This window comes from Pararhizobium mangrovi, from assembly GCF_006516965.1.
In the GTDB taxonomy this organism is placed as follows: domain Bacteria; phylum Pseudomonadota; class Alphaproteobacteria; order Rhizobiales; family Rhizobiaceae; genus Pararhizobium_B; species Pararhizobium_B mangrovi.
In genome coordinates this window covers 37,010-56,060 of record NZ_VHLH01000022.1, presented here as the reverse complement: position 1 = coordinate 56,060, position 19,051 = coordinate 37,010, and the positions used below count along the sequence as shown (strand labels likewise).

Sequence of the window (19,051 nt, the reverse complement as noted above, 5' to 3'; positions counted from 1 at the left end):
GCGGCGTTCTCCAATGCTTGCCCGCCGCGCAAGGTACGACGAGGACGATGATGGAAGGCACGACCGATTTCTGGGTCTTCGGCTACGGATCGCTGATGTGGCGGCCCGGCTTCGACTATCTCGAACGCGAGCCGGCCCGCGCCTTCGGTCTGCGCCGGTCGCTGTGCGTGCGTTCGCAGGTCCATCGCGGCACGCCGGAACGCCCGGGGCTCGTGCTCGGCCTCGATCGCGGCGGCTCGTGCCGTGGGCTTGCCTATCGCGTTCGCGGAAACGATCACGGCAAGGTCATGGCCTATCTGCGCGCCCGTGAACTCGTCACCAACGTCTATACCGAGCGCATCGTGCCGATCCGCCTCGAGCGCGGCGAGCGCGTGCCGGCCGTGACCTACGTCGTCGACCGCATGCACGGGCAGTATGCCGGTGCGCTGTCGGCCGAAGCGGCCGTCGAGGCGATCCACGGCGCGGTCGGCGGATCCGGGCCGAACGAGGACTATGTCTTCAACACGCTCGAGCATCTTCACGTCATGCGCATCCGCGACCGTTGGCTGGAGCAGGTCGCGGAGGGTCTGCGTCTCCGCCTGGATGCTCCGCAGGTGCGTGCAGCGTCCTGAGACGGGACCTGGCGCTTTCGGGCAGGACCAGATGCGGGTTGTCGCGTACCGTTTCGATGAGCAGCGCGTCGCTCGCCGCCTCCGTCTCCTCGACGAGCCGCGTATGGAAGGCTTCACGCCCGAGGCCGGGCGGGATCGGAGGCAGGATGCGGACCTTGAAATGGCCCGGCTGGCGCAGGAACTGGCGCCGCGGCCAGAACAGGCCGGGATGCATGGCGACGGGCACGACCGGCACGTCGAGATCGGCATAGATGCGGGCGACGCCGAACTTGTATTCCGGCTCGGCACCGGGCGGGCGGCGCGTACCTTCCGGATAGATGATCAGCTGACGGCCCTTGCGCATCTCCTCCTTGGCGCGATCGAGCACCCTCGCCATTACCCGGCCGCGCGCGCCACGGTCGACGGGGATCATCCGCATCTTGGCGATGTACCAGCCGAAGAGCGGGATCCACATGAGTTCGCGCTTGAGGATGTAGACCGGATCGTCGAGCCAGGGCAGCAGCGCGTAGGTGTCCCAGAAGGACTGGTGCTTGGGTGCGAGGATGTAGCCGCCTTCGGGAATGTTCTCCAGCCCCTCGATCTCGAAGGTGGTTCGCGCGATCTTCGCCTGCAGCCAGTGGCTCGCACGCACCCAGTTCTTCGGCACCCGCCACGCACGCTCGCGTGGCAGGGCGAAGAAGACCGGGCTGAACACGAGCATGCGCAGCACGAGATTGGCGTAGAAGGCCGCGTTGAAGGCGAGCGAGCGAAGAACGGTCATGCGGTTGCGCATCGGCTTTCATCGTGGACGGTGTCCCGGCGCGATGCCTCGCGGGCGGTCCACGCGGCGGATACACCATTCGTTCCGAAAGGAAAACCGCACCGTGCCACCGGCCATCCCGTCGAAGCCACGCTCGGGCCGGTCAACTTCCGCTCGAGTCCACGGTCTTGAGCGCCTTCGTCTGTACCCGATCGGTCCTGAGGCCGGTGTCAGACGGGCCGCCGAAATAGCTCCGCACCCGCGCCGCGGAATATTTCAGGTATTCGGCGACGAGCCGGCGGACCACATTCGGCTTGGTCAGCCATTCGCGCGAGGTCAGGTCCGTGTTGACGACGGGGTAGGGAATGTAGTCGGTGCTCGTGTCCACGCGGTGGAGTTCCATCAGGCTGCGCGGCATGTGGTAGTCGTTGGTCACGAGCACCACGTGGCGGTAGCCGTTGTCGTGGATCCAGCGCGCCGTCTCGTTGGCGTTGCCGATCGTGTCGATCGCGTCGTGGCCGATGTCGACGCAGCACGAGAACAGGTCGCGCGAGCTTTTCGTCAGCTTGCGGATCTCCTCGCCCGTCGTCTTCGGATTCACGCCGGAGATGAGCAGGCGGTGCGCCGCGCCGTCCCTCAGGAGCCGAAGCGCACTCTCGATGCGCCGCGGCCCGCCCGTCAGCACCACGATCGCATCCGCCGAAGGGGCCGGTGTCGGCGTCTTCATCTCGGCGACGTGTTCGGCAAAGCGCAGGAAACCGGCGAGTACCACGCCCGCCACGACGATGCCCGCCAGGCCGGCAGACATGGCCAGCCGACGCAGGGGCCGTCTCGCACGGTGCGCCGTCCGTCTCGATTCATGCGCCATGGTGGCTGCTTATCCCGGCGAAATTCGCGACGCCAGCCCTTTCTGGCCCGCCGCTCATGACGGCTCGGCGCGGTTTCCGTCCGCCCGCGCACGATCGATATGGCGGATGGTGCGCATCACCGTCAGGCGTGTCGTCAGTGCCGTCACCGCCGCGACGACGGCGACGACGAGGGCGATGCCGAGATAGCCCCACGGGCCAATGGCGATCCGGCCGAAGAGCGCCGTCGTCTGCGCGCTGCCGGCCGCGCCCATGGTGGCGTTCTGCCAGGCGCCGGCGGCGAAGAACGCGCCAGCCGCGAGCACCCCGCCCGCGAGCCCTCCCTTCAATCCGATGCGGAAGAAATGCCGCTGGAACTGGCTCGCGACGAAGCGCGTCTCCGCGCCGACGAAGTGCAGCACCTCGACGATGTGCCGGTTCCCGGAAAGAGCCGAACGGGTCGCGAAGATGACCGTCAGCACCGTCGCCGTCATGACGAGGCCGAGGACGCCGAGCCCGATGAGAACGGTGGTGTTCGCCATCGCCGTCAGCCGGTCGACCCAGGCGCGGTGGTCGTCGAGGCGTGCTTGCGGCACCTGCGCGTTCAGTTCCGCGCGCATGGCCTGGAAGTCCGGTGGATCGCGCTCGTCGATCGTCACCACGACGAGGCGCGGCACGGGCAGTTCGTCGATGTCGATACCGCTGCCGAGCCATGGCTGCAGGAGCCGTGCCGTCGCACCCTTGCCCATTACCGAGGCGCCGGTCACGCCGGCAAAGGTCGTCACGACCGAGCGTGCCCTCGCAAGGGCCTTGTCCATGTCGAGCCCTTCCTCGGGCTTGATCTGGATCGTGACCTCGCGGGCGATCTCGCTCTGCCAGCTCGTCGCGCTCTGGCGGATCATCGTGACGGCGCCGAGAGTGAGGCAGGCGAGGAAGGCCATGATGGCGACGACGACGACGAGCGCGTTGCCGGAAACGCCTGAAACCGGCACGATCGGCCCCGTGGGACGCAATGGCGGGCCTTTCGGACGCTTTCCCCGAGCGGCCGGAACCCGGGCTTTGGTCGCTGTCTCAGCCATGGATTTCGAGACGTCCATGTGTGAGGATCATGCGCCGCGCTTCGAGCTGGTCCATCAGCGAGAGGTCGTGCGTGGCGATGACGACGGCGGTGCCGAGCCGGTTGAGCTCGAGGAAGAGCGACAGCAGGCGCTTGGCCATCGGCGGATCGACGTTGCCAGTCGGCTCGTCGGCAAGCAGCAGTTCCGGCCGGTCGATGAGTGCGCGCGCGATCGCCGCGCGCTGCTTCTCGCCGCCCGAAAGCACCGGCGGCAGGGCGTTGACCCGATCGCCGAGGCCGACCCATTCCAGAAGCTCGACCACGTCCCGGCGATAGCTCGATTCGGGCCGGCCGCGTACGCGCAAAGGCAACGCCACGTTTTCGAACGTGGTCAGATGGTCGAGCAGCCGGAAGTCCTGAAAGACGATGCCGATGCGCCGGCGCAGCATCGGCAGGTCGCCCGAAGGCACCATGGCGATGTCGCGGTCGAACATGGTGATCAGCCCCCGCGTCGGCCTGAGCGACATGAACAGGAGCTTCAGCAGCGTGGTCTTGCCGGCACCCGAGGCACCCGTCAGGAACTGGAAGGAGCGATCCGGGACGTCGAAGGTCAGGTCGCGCAGGATCTCCGGTCCCATGCCGTAGCGCAAACCGACGTTTTCGAAGTGAATCACGAGCGTTTCCCATAAGGTTTCGCGCGAGCGGACGCCGGCCGCGGCCGCATCCGACCATCGCCAGACAGCGTTAACGCCGACTTAACGCGATGTCCGGCTCGCCGCCGCACTTTACCGAGCGTTAACCGTTCTTCGTGCAGTATCCCACACCATCCTACCGCACACCCCTGGAGACTGTCATGGCCGCAAACGGACCACGCCATCGCGCACGGCCGGCATTCCCGCGTCGGGGCGATCTTCTCGCACCGGAGCGACGCGCCCATGTCGAGCATTTTCGCAGGGTTCTGCACGACGGGCAAATCCTCGATGTCGAGTTCGAGAATATGGGACCTATGGAACCCGGCTGGTGCCCGCCGCGTCCGTTCGCACCGGTAATGAAACCGCATGGACGGTCGGTGCCGAGCCGCGCGGGCCTCTTCACGCTTGCCTTCCTCGTCGCATCGGCCGGCGCGCTGCTTGCCGGTGCGCCGCGCGTCCTTTCCGGCTTCATCGGTTGATTCCATACCGCCCGTGCCTTTGACGGCGGGAGCGGATGCGCTATCGGAACAATGCGTTTCATCGGCCCCGCCAATTCAAGACCAGGACCTGCCATGCCCGTCGTTCGCGGCAAGACCATCGATCCGCTCTTCACCGCCGAACAGATCGGCGAGCGCAACCTCGCGCTGGCCCGCGAGATCGCCTCCAGGCCGCAGCGCGACCTGCTCGTCATCTCAATCCTCAAGGGTTCGTTCATCTTCGCCGCCGACCTGATCCGTGCGCTGCACGCAGCCGGCCTCGCGCCGGAGGTCGAATTCATCACGCTGTCGAGCTACGGGGCCGGTACGCAAAGCCGTGGCGTCAAGATCCTGCGCGACATCGATTCCGACGTCGCCGGCCGCGACGTCCTCCTCATCGACGACATCCTCGAATCCGGGCGCACGCTGCGCTTCGCACGCGACCTCATGCTCGAACGCGGTGCGGCGGGCGTGTCGATCGCCGTCCTCCTCGACAAGCGCTCCCGGCGCGAGGGAACGCTCGAGGCCGACCATGTCGGTTTCGAATGCCCGGACTATTTCGTCGTCGGCTACGGCATGGATGTCGCCTACGCCTTCCGGGAACTGCCCTTCGTCGGCATCGTCCGCGAAGGCGCCGAAGCCGTATAGGCGCGCCGGCGAAGCGTTCCGCCTTCAGCGTTTACCCGGCGAAAACCGATCCGTGATGGATTGCACGCGCTCGTGGAAACCGCAATCATCGCGGCACGCGCGTCGAACGAGCAAGACTGGAGACGAGAATGGCACGCATTCTGATCGCCGAGGACGAAGAGGTCCTGCGCTCCTTCGTCGCCCGCGCCCTGCGCCTCGACGGGCACGAGACGGTGGAAGCGGGCGATGGCGAAGAGGGCCTCGATCAACTGCGTCGCGACGCATGCGACCTGCTTCTGTCGGACATCCGCATGCCGGTGATGGACGGGATCGAGCTCGCGCACCGCACCGCCGACGAGTTTCCGGCGACGAAGATCCTGCTCATGACCGGATTCGCCGAACAGCGAGAACGCACCGACAGCCTTCGGAAGATCGTCGTCGACGTAGTCGACAAGCCGTTTTCGCTGCCCGAAATTCGCGCCGCAGTATCGACGGCACTGGCCGGCTGAAGGCTCGAAGGCCGTTTTGAGACCGCCGGACCCGAAAAAGCTCTACCCTCGTCCGCGATAGGGTGGGACGCCCTGATCGGGGATCCAGATGCCTTCCGGCGCGGGGCCGGTCTGGTAGAAGACGTCGATCGGGATGCCGCCGCGCGGATACCAGTAGCCGCCGATGCGCAGCCATTCCGGTTCGAGCCGGTCGACGAGCCTACGCGCGATCGAGACGGTGCATTCCTCGTGGAAGGCGCCGTGGTTGCGGAACGAAGCGAGATAGAGCTTCAGCGACTTGCTCTCCACCAGCCACTCGCGCGGGACGTAGTCGATGACGAGATGGGCGAAGTCCGGCTGGCCGGTCACCGGACAGAGCGAGGTGAATTCCGGCGCGACGAAGCGCACGGCGTAGCGGATTGCCGCATGGGGATCGCGAACGCGGTCCAGCACCGCTTCCTCGGGACTGGCCGGGATCGCGCTCGCACGACCGAGCATCGTCGCTCCGTCTTCGCTCATCGGTACGCCTTTCGGAACATCAATTGCGCCCGCTTAAACGCGCATGGGAACGAAACGGCAAGCCCCGACTTCCCGGTATGTCGGCCAGCCTTCGAAACACCCATCGTCACGGTACGTCGCATGAGACGGCGGCACGGTTGCGTAAGGGGACGGTTCCGGTCGGTGTGCAAGGAGAGAGATACTGATGCTTTGGACGATTGTCGTTATTCTTCTGGTCCTGTGGGTCCTGGGACTGCTTTTCCACGTTGCCGGTGCGCTGATTCACGTACTGCTGGTGATCGCCGTCGTGGTTGCCATCTACAAGCTCATTTCCAGAAATCGAGCTTAGACGGATTGATCGAGTCGCGGGGCGCTTCGGCGCCCCGCCCGCTCTTCCCGTTCGCCGCCCTCTGCCCGACATAGCCGCGCCTTGAACAGAGGCCGCACCTTAAGCCGGATCGTGCGATCCGGTGCGTGCGCCTATTGCTGCATGTTGAGCAGCCGCTCGAGATATTGCTGCTCGAGTTGGGGGCTCAGCGCATCGCCGAGGCGCTTGCGGATCTCGTTCAGGATCTCGCGGGCGCGCTGGATGTCGATGTCGTCGGGAACGTCGACCTGATCGCCGAAATCCGGACCGGCGCTCGAGCGCGGCCGGCCGAGCGGATCGAGGCCCTCGTCGCGGCCGACGCGCTGGCCCTGGGGCTGGCCCGGACCCTGGCCTTGGCCCTGTCCCCGGCCCATGGCCTGCTGCATCTGGCGCATCATGCTTTGAGCTCCGTCGCGCAGCGCCTGCATGGCATTTCCCTGCTCGCCGAGCGCGCGATCGCCCTCGCCCTTGCCGAGCGCGCCGGAGGCGTTGCCCATGGCCTCGCCGGCCTTGCCGAAGCCCTTGTTGGGCTTCATGCCCATGCCTTCCATGCCCTTCTGGATCTGGCCGAGCTGCTGTTGAAGGTTCTGCTGCTGGCGCTTGAGTTCCTTGAGCGCCTGACGCAGCTGTTCTTCCGTCATCGGCTGCTGGCCCTGGCCATTCTGGCCCTGTTGGCTTTGCTGTCCAGGCTGACCTTGCTCGCCGGGTTGTCCCTGCTGACCGGGTTGAGGCTGGCCCTGCTGTTGCTGGCCCTGCCGGTTCATCCCGTTCTGCAGCTGGCGGTTCAGGTCGAAGGTCTGGTCCATAAGCTGCTGTTGCTGCTGCAGGAGCTTGCCGAGCTTGTCCATCTGCTGGCGCATCGGGTTCTGACCCTGCTGGCCGGGCTGGGGCCGCGCGGCCTGCAGGTTGTTCATCATGTTCTGCAGTTGCGAAAGCAGCTGCTGCGCTTGGTCACGCTGGCCCGACTTCGCCAGATTGTCGAGCTGATCCATCATCCGCTCGAGATCCTGCTGGCGAAGGACGTTCTGCATGTCCTGCGGCATCTGCTGCGCCGTCTCGGGGTTCTGCATCGCACGCTTGGCCATTTCCTGCATGACGTCGTTCATCGCCTGACGCAGTTCCTTCATCAGGCGATCGATCTCTTGGTCCGATGCTCCGTTCTTCAGAGCCTGCGAAAGCTTCTCGGCGGCGTTGCGCATGCGCTGCTGAGCGAGCGAAAGATCGCCGTTTTCGAGGTCCAGCGCGACCTGCCAGAGGTAGTCGGCGACGTCGCGCATCGTCTTGTCGTCGTTTGCGAGCGCCATGCGTTCGCGTGCCGAACGCATCACCAGGAACTCGGACGGATCGTCGAAGGTCTTTTCCGGTGCGGTGGTTATGGCGTCGGCGAGCGCGAGCGCGCGTGGCATCCGGCGCGTGTCGAGCGCGAAGGTGCGCCGCTGTTCGACCACCGACCGGGCGAGCGGATTGCCGAAGAACTTTTGCGGCAGGCGCGTCACGATCGTCTTGCTGCGGCCCTTCTGGCCGGCGCCGTCCGTCGCTACCAGGGTGATCTTCACCTTTTGACCGGAAAGCGGATGCTCGCTCAGATCCTTGCTCGAGGTCGACTTGCCGTCCTTCGAACCGCGACCCGGCAGGGAGAGCGGAAAGGCCGGCGGGCCGTAAAGCGATTTCGCACCGGGTTCGGCATCGGCAGGTACGATCTCGGCCGTTGCGGACTGGACGGCGTAGTCGTCCTTGACGGTGTAGGAAAGCTGGAGGGCGCCGTTGCGATCGGTCGTCGGCTTACCCGCGAAGGCGATCTGCGGCGCTTCGTCGGGAATGACGTCGAAGGTCCATGCGCGCGTGCCGGCACCGCTCGAAACCGAAAGCACGCCGCCGGCCGATGGCTTGAAGGCGTAGGCGCGCGCCGACGCCGCATCGCCGCCGACATCAGCATTGGTATCGGCATCAGTATCGGCCTGTTTCGCCGCGCCTTTTGCGCCGGTCGAGGGCTCGATCGCCTGCGCCTCCTTCCCGTTCTCGCCGCGATAGGTGACCTCGGGTCCCGTACCGCCGCTGACGCGGACGGTGACTTCGCTGCCGGCAGGCATGGAGACGCATTCGTCCGCATTGCCTTCGGCGCGCGTCAGGAAGATCGGCGCCATGCCGGTATAGGCCGGTGGCGTTACCCATGCGTCGACGCGAACGGGCGCGGCGCGCGCGCCGGGGCCGGCGAGACTGAACGCATCGGAGAGGAAGCCAGCCTGATTCGAATGCGAATAGGCGAAGGCGGTGACGAAGAGGAGAAGGACGAGCGCGCGCAGCCCGTACGGATCGCGGCGCGGCGTGTCCGGTTCCGGCGCGCCGGTGCGAAGGCTCGAAAGCCGTTCGGCCATGCGCCGGCGATGTTCCGCCCAGAGCGCGCTGGCGAAGGCGGAGTCGCTCGTCGGCCGGTCGTCCTGCACGGCGAGCGCCTGATGCTCCAGCCGGTTGACCCGTTCGAGCCGCCGGTCGACCGCGGCAGCACCCGGCATGCGGAACGTGCGCAGGCCGACGAGCGACCAGACGAAGCCGGCAGCGAGCGCCAGCAGCGTGATCATACGCGCCCATACCGGCACGGCGTGGAAATAGCCGAACCAGGCGAGGGAGACGAAGAGGGCGGCGACGCAAAGGGGCGGAACGAGAAGCGGCCAGGCCCGCTCGACGACGATGACCGCGCGCATGGCGCTGCGGCTTCTAAGGATGCGTCGGGCCAGCGGCGACATCCGGCCGCGTGCCGGTTCTTCCTTCTGGTCATCCTGAGGTGGGACGGCCATCACGCGAACCTTTCTTCACGCGTTGTCACACCGTCACGGTAGCATTCTTTGCGGCGACGGCGAGGCAGGCTGCGATATTTCGGCACAGCCACCGTTCAAGCCTGCGTGTTCGGTCCGTCAGCCATCGGTCAGCCAGTCCGGCACCGTATCGAGCGAAATCATCTCTTCGTAGGTCGGCCGGCGGCGGATGACGGCGTAACGATCGCCGTCGACGAGCACCTCCGGTACCAGCGGACGGGTGTTGTACGTGCTGGCCTGCACCGCGCCATACGCACCGGCCGAGCCCACGGCGAGCAGCGTGCCCGGCGCCGGTACGGCAAGCTCGCGGCCACGCGCCAGATAGTCGCCGCTCTCGCAGACCGGCCCGACCACGTCGAGGTGGCGGCGCGGCGCATCCGCTTCGGCGCGACGAACGGGAAAGATATCATGATAGGCGTCGTAGAGCGTCGGCCGGACGAGGTCGTTCATCGCTGCGTCGACGATCGCGAAGCCGCGTTCCTCCCCCTCCTTGAGATAGAGGACCTCGGTGACGAGGATGCCGGCATTGCCGGCGATCAGCCGGCCCGGCTCGACGATGACGCCGCAGCCGAGATCGCCGAGCTTTTCATGGATGAGGGCGGCATACGCCTCCGGCGACGGCGGCGGCGCGTTGTCGAGACGGTAGGGAATGCCGAGGCCGCCGCCGACATCGACATGCTCGATCTCGTGACCGGCCGCCCGCAACCGCGCGACAAGCTCGCCAAGCCGCGAAAAGGCGTCGGCGAAGGGCTGAAGGTCGGTGATCTGGCTGCCGATATGCATGTCGATGCCGATCGGCCGGACGCCGGGTAACGCGCGCGCATGGGCGTAGGCCGTCTCCGCGCGCGCGATCGAAATGCCGAACTTGTCCTCCTTGCGCCCGGTCGAGATCTTGGCGTGGGTGCGCGCGTCGACGTCGGGATTGATGCGGAAGGAAACGGGTGCGACGAGACCGGCCGCAAGCGCACGGGCGTTCAAGAGCTCCAGCTCCGGTTCCGACTCGACGTTGAAGCAGCGAATGCCGGCGGCAAGCGCGGCATCCATTTCCCGTGCGGTCTTGCCGACGCCGGAAAACACGATCTTCCCGGCGGGAATGCCCGCGGCGAGCGCACGCTGCAACTCGCCCTCGGAGACGACGTCGGCGCCCGCACCGAGCCTTGCCAGCAACGTCAGTACCGCCTGATTGGAATTCGCCTTCAGCGCATAGCACACCATGCCGTCGAGGCCCGAAAGGGCTTCGGCGAAGACGGCGTAATGCCGGCGCAGCGTCGCCGCGCAATAGCAGTAGAACGGCGTGCCGACCTCGGCGGCGATCGCCTCCACGCTCACGCCTTCGGCGTGCAGCACGCCGTCGCGATACTCGAAATGGTTCATGACCGGCCTACTGGATCAGCGGATCGAGGATGAAGTGCCGGTCCTTGACGGGCGGCTGCGTCGTCGTCTGCACCGGCTTGCCGTTCTTGTCGTAGACGCCCGGCACGTACGGATCGCCCTTGGCGCCGCAGCCGGCGAGAACCAGCGGGCCGGCAAGGGCCGCAAGGAGAAGGATAATGAGGCTTCTGGCGCGCATGCCGATCGACTCTCCGCTGGCGACGTTCCCGAGGACGCGCGCGTCACGGCTTGCGCGTCACTGGTTCCTTAGCGAAGTTCGTCCCGCTTGTGCACCCTGTCACGGCGATTGCCTGCAACGCGCGGCACCGTCAAAGCCGCTCGCGCCATGCCGCGATCTGCCGGCGAACCTCCGACGGTGCCGTGCCGCCATAGCTCGAACGGCTTGCGACCGAGGCATCGACCGTCAGCACGTCGTAGACGGCTTGCGTGATCGCCGGATTGATTTTCCTCAATTCGGCAAGCGGCAGATCCGCGAGGTCGCAGCCGCGATCGTCGGCGAGCGCGACGGCGACGCCCGTGACATGGTGCGCCTCGCGAAACGGCAGGTTCGCTTCGCGCACCAGCCAGTCGGCAAGGTCGGTCGCGGTCGTGTAGCCGGCGCCCGCCGCCCGGCGCATGGCATCGACCTCGACGCGCATGTCGGCGACCATGCCGGTCATCGCGGCGACGGCGAGCCCGAGGCTCTCGGCCGCGTCGAACACCTGTTCCTTGTCCTCCTGCATGTCCTTGGAATAGGCGAGCGGCAGGCCCTTCAGGATGGTGAGCAGCGCGACGAGACAGCCGTTGATGCGGCCCGTCTTGGCGCGCACGAGTTCGGCGGCGTCCGGATTCTTCTTCTGCGGCATGATCGACGAGCCGGTGGAAAACGAATCCGAAAGCCGGACGAAGCCAAACTGCGGCGTCGACCAGATGACGATTTCCTCGGCGAGACGCGAAAGATGCGTCGCGCAGATCGAGGCGGTCGACAGGTATTCGAGCGCGAAGTCGCGATCGGAAACGGAATCGATCGAATTGCGCGTCGGCTCGCGGAAGCCGAGTGCCGTCGCCGTCATGTGCCGGTCGACGGGAAAGCCGGTGCCGGCGAGTGCCGCGGCGCCGAGCGGCGATTCGTCCATGCGGGCGATGCAGTCGCGCACGCGCGAACGGTCGCGCGCGAACATCTCCACATAGGCCATGCAGTGATGGCCGAAGGTGACGGGCTGCGCCGCCTGAAGATGGGTGAAGCCCGGCATGACCGTATCCGCATGCTCTTCGGCACGGGCAAGAAACGCCTCGACCAGTGCCGCCAGCCCGGCTTCGGTGCGCTCCAGTTCCGCCTTGACCCACAGGCGGAAATCGACCGCGACCTGGTCGTTTCGCGAGCGTGCGGTGTGCAGGCGGCCGGCCGCCGGGCCGATGAGATCGGCAAGCCGGCTTTCGATGTTCATGTGAATGTCTTCGAGGCGGCGCGAGAAGGCGAAGCTGCCCGCCTCGATCTCCGAGCGGATCGTTTCCAGCCCCTCGACGATGGCGTCACGATCCCGTGTCGTGAGGATGCCCTGCTTTTCGAGCATCTCGGCATGTGCGATGGACCCGCGGATGTCCTCGGCGTAGAGCTTGCGGTCGAAATCGATGGAAGCGTTGATCTCTTCCATGACCGCGGACGGGCCCTTCGCGAAACGCCCGCCCCACATGCGGTTCGCCGCGTCCGGCGGGGTGTTGCTCTGATCGGCCATGGCGTTTGAGATCCCGGGAGCCAGTGAATGAACGAAGCCAGACCGCGACGCTCGCTCCGCCTGCAAAGGGCGGCCATCGCCCTTGCCGTCGCGATCGTCGTCGGCGCGGGGGCGGTATACGTGAGCGGCGCATGGACTGGCAATGCCCACCGGACCGCTGCCGCCGACGGGGCGGGCGGAAATCCCGATTGCGCTGCGGCCGCCGGTAAGGCGAAGGCGCTCGATGCGAAGGCGACCGGCGCCGTCGCGGCCATGCACCCGCCCGATGAGCCCCGCTACATGGGCGACATCGCCTTCGAACACGCCGACGGAAGCAAGGCCACGCTCGCCGATCGTGCCGGCCGGACGCTGCTCGTGAACGTCTGGGCGACGTGGTGCGTGCCCTGCCGCACGGAGATGCCCGAACTCGACGCCCTTCAGGCGAAGAAGGGCGGGCCGGATTTCGAAGTGGTGGCGATCAACGTCGATACGGGTGCGCAATCGAAACCGGCCGCCTTCCTGAAGAAGGCCGGCGTCACGCATCTGGCGCTTACCCGCGATGCGAGCATGAAGGTTTTTGACGATCTGAGGTCGGAAGGTCTCGCCCTCGGTCTGCCGGTATCGCTGCTCATCGGCACCCATGGTTGCCTGCTTGCCGCGATGAACGGTCCCGCCGCCTGGGGCGGCCCGGACGCCGCGAAGCTGATCGACGCGGCCGTCTCTCTCGACAAAGCCCGGCAGCAGCAGGGTGGCAAGGCCGGCTGAAACCGGCGCTTCGCGTCAGTGTCTGAAGTGGCGCATGCCGGTGAAGACCATGGCGATGCCGTTTTCGTCGGCGGCGGCGATCACCTCGTCGTCGCGCTTGGAGCCGCCCGGCTGGATGACGGCCCGCGCGCCCGCCTCCACGGCTGCAAGCATGCCGTCGGCAAAGGGGAAGAAGGCGTCCGAGGCGACGACGCAGCCCTTCGTCAGCGGCTCGTCGAGACCGAGCGCTTCGGCTGCATCCCCGGCCTTGCGTGCGGCGATGCGTGCCGAATCGACCCGGCTCATCTGGCCCGCGCCGATGCCGACGGTCGCGCGGTCGCGCGCATAGACGATGGCGTTCGACTTCACGTGCTTGGCGATCGTGAAGGCGAAGGTCAGATCGTCGATCTCGCCGGCCTCGGGCGCCCGGCGAGTGACGACCTTCAGATCGTCGCGCTCGACGGCACCGGCGTCGCGCGCCTGGACGAGGAGGCCGCCCGCGACCGTCTTCGCCGCGATGCCGGGCGTGCGCGGATCGGGCAGACCGCCGGTCACGAGGAGGCGCAGGTTCTTCTTCGCCGCAAGGATTTCGGCAGCCTCGTCGCTGACGGAAGGCGCAATGACGACCTCGGTGAAGACCTCGGCGATCTCTCGTGCGGCGTCGGCGTCGAGTTCGCCGTTCAGCGCGACGATGCCGCCGAAGGCGGAAACCGGATCGCAGGCGAGTGCCTTGCGATAGGCTTCGGCGAACGTATCGCCGAGTGCCGCGCCGCACGGATTGGCGTGCTTGACGATGACGCAGGCCGCACCCGCCGACGGAGCGAACTCGGCGACGCATTCGAAGGCGGCGTCGGTATCGTTGATGTTGTTGTAGGAAAGCTGCTTGCCCTGGATCTGACGCGCCGTCGCGACGCCCGGCCGGTTCTCGCCGGTGACGTAGAAGCCGGCCGTCTGGTGCGGGTTTTCGCCGTAGCGCATCGTCTGCGCGAGCCGCCCTCCGATCGCCCGGTACGCCGGTTCGGCAACGTCCAGCGCCTCGGCGAACCAGTTGGCGATCGCCGCGTCGTAGGCTGCGGTGCGCGCATAGGCCTTGGCCGCCATCTTCTGACGGAAGGCGTAGGTCAGCGCCCCGTCATTGGCATCGAGTTCGCCGATCAACGCGTCGTAGTCCGACGGATCGACGAGCACCGTGACATAGGCATGGTTCTTCGCGGCCGCGCGGATCATCGCCGGCCCGCCGATGTCGATGTTCTCGACGGTGGTCGGATAGTCGCCGCCCGCAGCACGCACCTCTTCGAAGGGGTAGAGGTTGACGACCAGCAGATCGATGCCGGCGATGGCGTGCTCACGCATCTGCTCCGCATGGGTTTCGTCGTCGCGGATGCCGAGCAGACCGCCATGCACGCCCGGATGCAGCGTCTTCACGCGCCCGTCCATGATTTCCGGAAAGCCGGTGACGTCCGACACGTCGGCGACCGAAAGGCCGGCCGCGGCGAGCGCACGCGCCGAACCGCCGGTGGAGACGAGTTCGACACCGCGGCCCGCGAGCGCTCCGGCGAAATCGGTCAGGCCCGTCTTGTCGAAGACGGAAAGAAGCGCACGGCGCACGTTCACGCGTTCCGGCGCGGGAATGGACTTGGATGCTACGGCCATGATGTCTGCGGTTCCCGGGAAGAGGAGCCGGCCGGCCCGAAGGGCGCTTCGGCACGGGCGACCGGCGGGATCAAGCTCGTCGCGGCTCTAGCACAGGCGACGGGAGGATGGAATACGAGGCGTGCCGCCGGCCGCGCTTGAGACGATCAGGCTCGTCCGAGCGTCCACTGCAGTTCCGGCGTTTGCGAGATGATGACGGAAACGACGATCTGGTGCGAGCGGCGCGGGCCGGCGCTGTCGGCGAAGAAGACGTCGTCCTCCACCTTCGCCTGCGCGTCGAGGCACACGAAGGCCCAGCGATGACCGCCGGGCGGAACCAGCACGATCTCGCCGTCGCGTTCCTCGACGGTAACGGCCGGATGAAGGTGGAAGCGCAGCACCGCTTCCAGCCGCACGGTATCGGCAAGCCTGCCGTCTGCGCCGAGAAAGCGGTCGCGACCGATGAGCGAGCTGCCGTCCGCCTCGAGGCGAAGCTGGCGTTCGTGGCTTATGCCGTAGCGGGCGAGATAGGCATCGTGGGTGGCGGAAAACGCGCGCGCTCCCGTATCGCTGTCTTGCGGTGTCGCCGTGACGTTCGTCACGCCGGCGACGAGGCGCGGGCCGGCGAAACGCGACGTCTCGACGCGAACCTGCGAAATGTCGGCGATCGTCGCGGTCGAGTGCGCGGCCGTCGCCCGGGAAAAGCGCAGATAGGTCTCGCGGTCGTGAACCGGTGCGCCGGCATTGACGATCAGCCGATCGCGCCCCGTCGACATCTCGAAGGCGAGGCACCCGCCATTCGCCTGCAGGCCCACGTTTCCGGCAGGCGTCGGTCCGGTATCGGCGATCACCACCGTATCGCCCGCACCGAGGCGCTGGAAACCGCCATGCGGCAGCTCGCGCAGGCGCCCGGCCGTCGTGTCGTCGTGGCGAAGGACGGCGGCCAGCCTTTCCCCCGAAGCGGCGCTCCCACCGTTGAAGAGGGCGAGCGCGCCGTCGCGGTGACGGAAGAAGCGCAGCGCCGGGAACATGCGATCGATGGCGCTGATCAGGCGCACCGAAGGATCGTGGCCGACGCTTGCCGCGCTCTGGCGAAGCGGCAGCAGGTCGACGAGAATATCGAGCGCGGCCTGCGGATTGCGCGAGATATGCGTTCCGTCGGGCAGGATCTGGCGGTCGAGTTCGGCGTCGAGCCGGCGCGCCGCGAGCCTGATCGCCGACGGCGTCGCCGGCAGGCATATGCTGACGAGGGCAAGCGCGATGCGCACGCGCATGCGTTCCTCGCCGTCGCGCGCGCTCGCGGCGACACGGCCGAGATAGGCCGCCTGGACGGAAAGGCTCTTGAGGAAACGTCGGCGAAAGCGCCTGTCGGCATCCTTGAACAGGATGGAAGAGTGCGAAAGCCATGCGATGAGGCGCCGCGCGACGACGTCGATCTCCCAGGCGACACCCTCGGCGCGGTTGCCGTGCAGGCGGATCCAGTCGCTGACGAGCGCACGGCCGTTGGCGTAGGAAAGCGGGTGGCCGGCGGCGCGCAGGTTTCGCAGCCACGCGAAGGCGTGCAATTCCTCCGCGAACTCGCGCGAGGGAAGCGCGATCGTGAACGGCGAGGCACCCTGCGTTTCGAGAATGCGGCCGGCGAGTGGAAAGCGACCGGCATAGATCTCGTCGGCGATATGGGCGTCGCCGGCGCGCAGGTCCGCCGGCGCGACGAGGATATGGTCCGGTCCGCTCGTCAGCCGCCGTGCCGAAACGCCCCATGCGGCCCTGCGACGGGCGAGCCGACGCCGCGCCTCGGCAAGAAAACGACGGGCCGGGCTTTCGGATACGATGGAACGTGATGCCAAGAACGGGTCCAGACCGGGAGCGACGCTGTCTTTCACGAAACGGCCTATCACAGGGGCACGCTGCGCATAACGTATTGCGTGCGCTGCGGTTCCTCAACCCGCGCGGCGAAGCACCGCCGCGTAAAAGCCGTCGAGGCCCCCGACGCGCGCCGGCACGCGTTCGAGCATCGCCGGCGTCGTGCGCACGCTGCCGTCGGCCTGGATGGCTTCGGCCAGACCCGGAAGCGTCGCTTCGGCAACCGGAACGCGCGAAAGGCGCTCGTCATCGCTCAACGCGCGGGCGACGACATCCTCGCCCTCTCGCGGGTCGAGCGAGCAGGTGGAGTAGACGATGTACCCGCCCGGGCGAACGAGACCCGCCGCGTGCGAAAGCAGACGCAGCTGAAGGTCGGCGAGTTTCTCGATCTCGGCCGGGGACTTGGTGAACGGCACGTCCGGATGGCGCCTGGCCGTACCGGTCGACGAACACGGCGCATCGAGCAGCACGGCATCGAACAGGGTTTCGGGCGTATAGGCGAGGAGATCCGCCTGAACGCACTCGGCCTCGAGACCGAGACGGGCGAGATTTTCGCGCAGCCGCACGAGGCGGTTCGCCGAACGGTCGATCGCCGTCACGCGCGCGCCGGCCGCGGCAAGCTGTGCGGTCTTGCCGCCGGGCGCGGCGCACAGATCGCCGACACGCATGCCCTCGAGCGGGCCGAAAAGCTTTACAGGCAGGGCGGCGGCGGCATCCTGCACCCACCAGGCCCCTTCCGCAAAGCCCGGCATGTCCGCGACGGATCCGGTCTGCTCGACGAGGCGCACCGTGCCGGTCGGCAGGCATTCGGCATCGAGCCGTTCGGCCCAGGTTTCGGCGTCGCGTCGCACGGTGAGGTCGAGCGTCGGCGGTTCGGCCATCATGGCGGCGATCGCATCGGCCTTCGATCCGTATATCGATACGAGGCGGTCGCGAAACCAGTCTGGCAGGCCCTGAAGCGGCGGGTCCGCTTTGGCGAGGTGCACGTCCTTTTCGCGTGACAGACGCCTGAGCACGGCGTTGACGAGCTTGGCGAAGCGGCGCCCGCGTGGATCGTCATGGGCCTGCGCCACCGCGAGATCGACCGCCGAATGATCGGGAACGTCGAGATAGAGGATCTGCGCGGCACCGACGCAGAGGATGAAGTGCAGGCTCCGGGCACCTTCGGGCAAGGGCCGCTCGACGAGGTGGCGCAGCGCGGTTTCGATCGCCGCGCGCCGACGCAGGGCCGTCGCGAGGATCGCCCGCACCAATGCTCGATCGGCGTTCGAAAGCGCCAGATAGGCGGCGTTTCCGCCCGTGGCGTTGAGCATGCCGTCGAGCGAGACCTGCCGATCGACGACGGCGGCGAGCAGCCGGCCCGCGACCTGACGCGCCGCGAGGCCCGGCTTGGCACTCGCGTTGTTCGTGGCCTGCGGCGGCCTTGCGGTTTGCGGACGAGAGCTCCTTGCGGACGCCGGCGCGCCGCGGCTCAAGACCACGGGCCCTTCGGGCGATCGTCCCGGCCGGGACGCGAACCGGCATCCGGCACGATCGACCCACCTCGTCGGGGCTGTGGCTCGCGCCGCGCCGTACGATCCGCGCCGTTCCATGGTCCGCGTGGCGCCCGGGTCGAATTTGCCGGCTCGCCTGCCAGCTCACCGGAAGCCGAAAGCGCGCGCAGTGCCGCGATCCGGTTTTCCGTCGCCGGATGGGTGGAGAACAGGCTGTCCATGTTCTTGCCCGACAGCGGGTTGACGATGAACATGTGGGCCGTCGCCGGATTGCGCTCGGCATCGGCGTTCGGCACCTTGGCCCCGCCGGCGATCTTGCCGAGGGCGGAGGCGAGCCACATCGGATTGCCGCAGAACTCGGCGCCCTTGCGATCGGCGGCGTATTCGCGCGTGCGGCTGACGGCCATCTGCACCAGCATCGCAGCGAGCGGCGCGACAATCATCGCCGCGAGAATGCCGACGAAGCCGAAGGGGTTGTTGGAATTGCGCCCACCCCCGAAGAAGAAGGCGAAATTGCCGAGCATGGCGATCGCGCCGGCAAGCGTCGCAGTGATCGTCATCGTCAGCGTATCGCGATTGTTCACATGGGCGAGCTCGTGTGCCATCACCCCGGCGATCTCCTCACGCGAAAGCCGCGAGAGGAGTCCCGTGGTCGCGGCGACGGCCGCGTTCTGCGGGTTGCGGCCGGTAGCGAAGGCGTTCGGCTGGTCGTTGTCGATCAGGTAGACCTTCGGCATCGGCAGGCCGGCACGCCGTGCCAGTCCCTCGACGATGCCGTAATATTCGGGCGCCGCATTGCGATCGACCTCGCGCGCATGGTGCATCTTCAGCACCATCTTATCGGCGTTCCAGTAGGAAAAGAGGTTCATGCCGGCTGCCATCATCAACGCGATGATCATGCCGCCCGAACCGCCGATCATGTATCCCACGCCCATGAACAGGGCGGTGAGAAAGGCGATCAGCATCGCTGTGCGTACCAGATTCATGGCGGTCTCCTCGATGACCATCCGGCGCCTTGGC

At 67.2% G+C, this 19,051-nt stretch carries 19 protein-coding genes; 6 read left to right on the top strand and 13 right to left on the bottom strand.

Going from position 1 to position 19,051, the window contains the following annotated elements:
* Nucleotides 1-50: 50 nt before the first annotated feature.
* Nucleotides 51-611, top strand: a complete 561-nt coding sequence (locus FJU11_RS12175; protein WP_141167334.1) for a gamma-glutamylcyclotransferase — start codon at nt 51-53, stop codon at nt 609-611.
* Here the strand turns inward: FJU11_RS12175 and FJU11_RS12170 are convergent.
* The 4 genes from FJU11_RS12170 to ftsE all read right to left on the bottom strand — a co-directional run bounded on the left by FJU11_RS12170 (nt 523) and on the right by ftsE (nt 3,926).
* Nucleotides 523-1,371, bottom strand: coding sequence for a lysophospholipid acyltransferase family protein (locus FJU11_RS12170; RefSeq protein ID WP_141167333.1), 849 nt, complete (start codon nt 1,369-1,371; stop codon nt 523-525). The genes FJU11_RS12175 and FJU11_RS12170 overlap by 89 nt on opposite strands.
* Nucleotides 1,372-1,513: 142 nt before the next feature.
* Nucleotides 1,514-2,218, bottom strand: coding sequence for a YdcF family protein (locus tag FJU11_RS12165; protein ID WP_141167332.1), 705 nt, complete (start codon nt 2,216-2,218; stop codon nt 1,514-1,516).
* 54 nt (nt 2,219-2,272) lie between these two features.
* A complete protein-coding gene (locus tag FJU11_RS12160) occupies nt 2,273-3,274 on the bottom strand; it encodes a cell division protein FtsX (RefSeq protein ID WP_141167331.1) in 1,002 nt (333 codons plus the stop codon).
* Nucleotides 3,267-3,926, bottom strand: coding sequence for a cell division ATP-binding protein FtsE (gene ftsE, locus FJU11_RS12155; protein WP_141167330.1), 660 nt, complete (start codon nt 3,924-3,926; stop codon nt 3,267-3,269). The genes FJU11_RS12160 and ftsE overlap by 8 nt, the downstream gene beginning before the upstream one ends.
* Nucleotides 3,927-4,105: 179 nt before the next feature.
* On the opposite strand from ftsE, the gene FJU11_RS12150 reads away from it, so the two are divergent.
* From FJU11_RS12150 to FJU11_RS12140, 3 genes are all read left to right on the top strand, one after another.
* Nucleotides 4,106-4,423, top strand: a complete 318-nt coding sequence (locus FJU11_RS12150) for a hypothetical protein (protein WP_141167329.1) — start codon at nt 4,106-4,108, stop codon at nt 4,421-4,423.
* Nucleotides 4,424-4,516: 93 nt separating this feature from the next.
* Entirely contained in the window at nt 4,517-5,068 is a 552-nt protein-coding gene (gene hpt, locus FJU11_RS12145) for a hypoxanthine phosphoribosyltransferase (RefSeq protein ID WP_141167328.1), read from the top strand.
* Between the two features lie 128 nt (nt 5,069-5,196).
* Entirely contained in the window at nt 5,197-5,556 is a 360-nt protein-coding gene (locus FJU11_RS12140; protein WP_141167327.1) for a response regulator, read from the top strand.
* A gap of 42 nt (nt 5,557-5,598) precedes the next feature.
* On the opposite strand, the gene queF is transcribed toward FJU11_RS12140, so the two are convergent.
* Nucleotides 5,599-6,054, bottom strand: a complete 456-nt coding sequence (queF, locus tag FJU11_RS12135; protein WP_141167326.1) for a preQ(1) synthase — start codon at nt 6,052-6,054, stop codon at nt 5,599-5,601.
* A 184-nt stretch (nt 6,055-6,238) separates the two neighbouring features.
* Here queF and FJU11_RS12130 point away from each other — a divergent pair, with 184 nt between their 5' ends.
* Nucleotides 6,239-6,382 (top strand): lmo0937 family membrane protein, encoded by a 144-nt coding sequence (locus tag FJU11_RS12130; RefSeq protein ID WP_141167325.1) that lies wholly within the window; start codon nt 6,239-6,241, stop codon nt 6,380-6,382.
* Nucleotides 6,383-6,513: 131 nt separating this feature from the next.
* Here the strand turns inward: FJU11_RS12130 and FJU11_RS12125 are convergent, their stop codons facing one another.
* The 4 genes from FJU11_RS12125 to argH all read right to left on the bottom strand — a co-directional run bounded on the left by FJU11_RS12125 (nt 6,514) and on the right by argH (nt 12,320).
* A complete protein-coding gene (locus tag FJU11_RS12125; RefSeq protein ID WP_235891008.1) occupies nt 6,514-9,195 on the bottom strand; it encodes a TIGR02302 family protein in 2,682 nt (893 codons plus the stop codon).
* A 117-nt stretch (nt 9,196-9,312) separates the two neighbouring features.
* Nucleotides 9,313-10,587 (bottom strand): diaminopimelate decarboxylase, encoded by a 1,275-nt coding sequence (gene lysA, locus FJU11_RS12120; RefSeq protein ID WP_141167324.1) that lies wholly within the window; start codon nt 10,585-10,587, stop codon nt 9,313-9,315.
* A 7-nt stretch (nt 10,588-10,594) separates the two neighbouring features.
* Nucleotides 10,595-10,783, bottom strand: coding sequence for a hypothetical protein (locus FJU11_RS12115; RefSeq protein ID WP_141167323.1), 189 nt, complete (start codon nt 10,781-10,783; stop codon nt 10,595-10,597).
* 130 nt (nt 10,784-10,913) lie between these two features.
* Nucleotides 10,914-12,320, bottom strand: a complete 1,407-nt coding sequence (gene argH / locus FJU11_RS12110) for an argininosuccinate lyase (protein ID WP_141167322.1) — start codon at nt 12,318-12,320, stop codon at nt 10,914-10,916.
* A gap of 27 nt (nt 12,321-12,347) precedes the next feature.
* Between argH and tlpA the strand changes: the two genes are divergently transcribed.
* Entirely contained in the window at nt 12,348-13,064 is a 717-nt protein-coding gene (gene tlpA / locus FJU11_RS12105) for a thiol:disulfide interchange protein TlpA (protein WP_141167321.1), read from the top strand.
* Between the two features lie 15 nt (nt 13,065-13,079).
* Here the strand turns inward: tlpA and purH are convergent, their stop codons facing one another.
* From purH to htpX, 4 genes are all read right to left on the bottom strand, one after another.
* Nucleotides 13,080-14,696, bottom strand: coding sequence for a bifunctional phosphoribosylaminoimidazolecarboxamide formyltransferase/IMP cyclohydrolase (gene purH / locus FJU11_RS12100; RefSeq protein ID WP_141167320.1), 1,617 nt, complete (start codon nt 14,694-14,696; stop codon nt 13,080-13,082).
* A gap of 146 nt (nt 14,697-14,842) precedes the next feature.
* Entirely contained in the window at nt 14,843-16,522 is a 1,680-nt protein-coding gene (locus FJU11_RS12095) for a heparinase II/III family protein (protein WP_235891007.1), read from the bottom strand.
* A gap of 93 nt (nt 16,523-16,615) precedes the next feature.
* Entirely contained in the window at nt 16,616-18,019 is a 1,404-nt protein-coding gene (locus tag FJU11_RS12090; RefSeq protein WP_181408170.1) for an RsmB/NOP family class I SAM-dependent RNA methyltransferase, read from the bottom strand.
* Nucleotides 18,010-19,017: a zinc metalloprotease HtpX gene (gene htpX / locus FJU11_RS12085; RefSeq protein ID WP_141167318.1), complete on the bottom strand. Its 1,008-nt coding sequence runs from the start codon at nt 19,015-19,017 to the stop codon at nt 18,010-18,012. The genes FJU11_RS12090 and htpX overlap by 10 nt, the downstream gene beginning before the upstream one ends.
* Between the last annotated feature and the right edge of the window lie 34 nt (nt 19,018-19,051).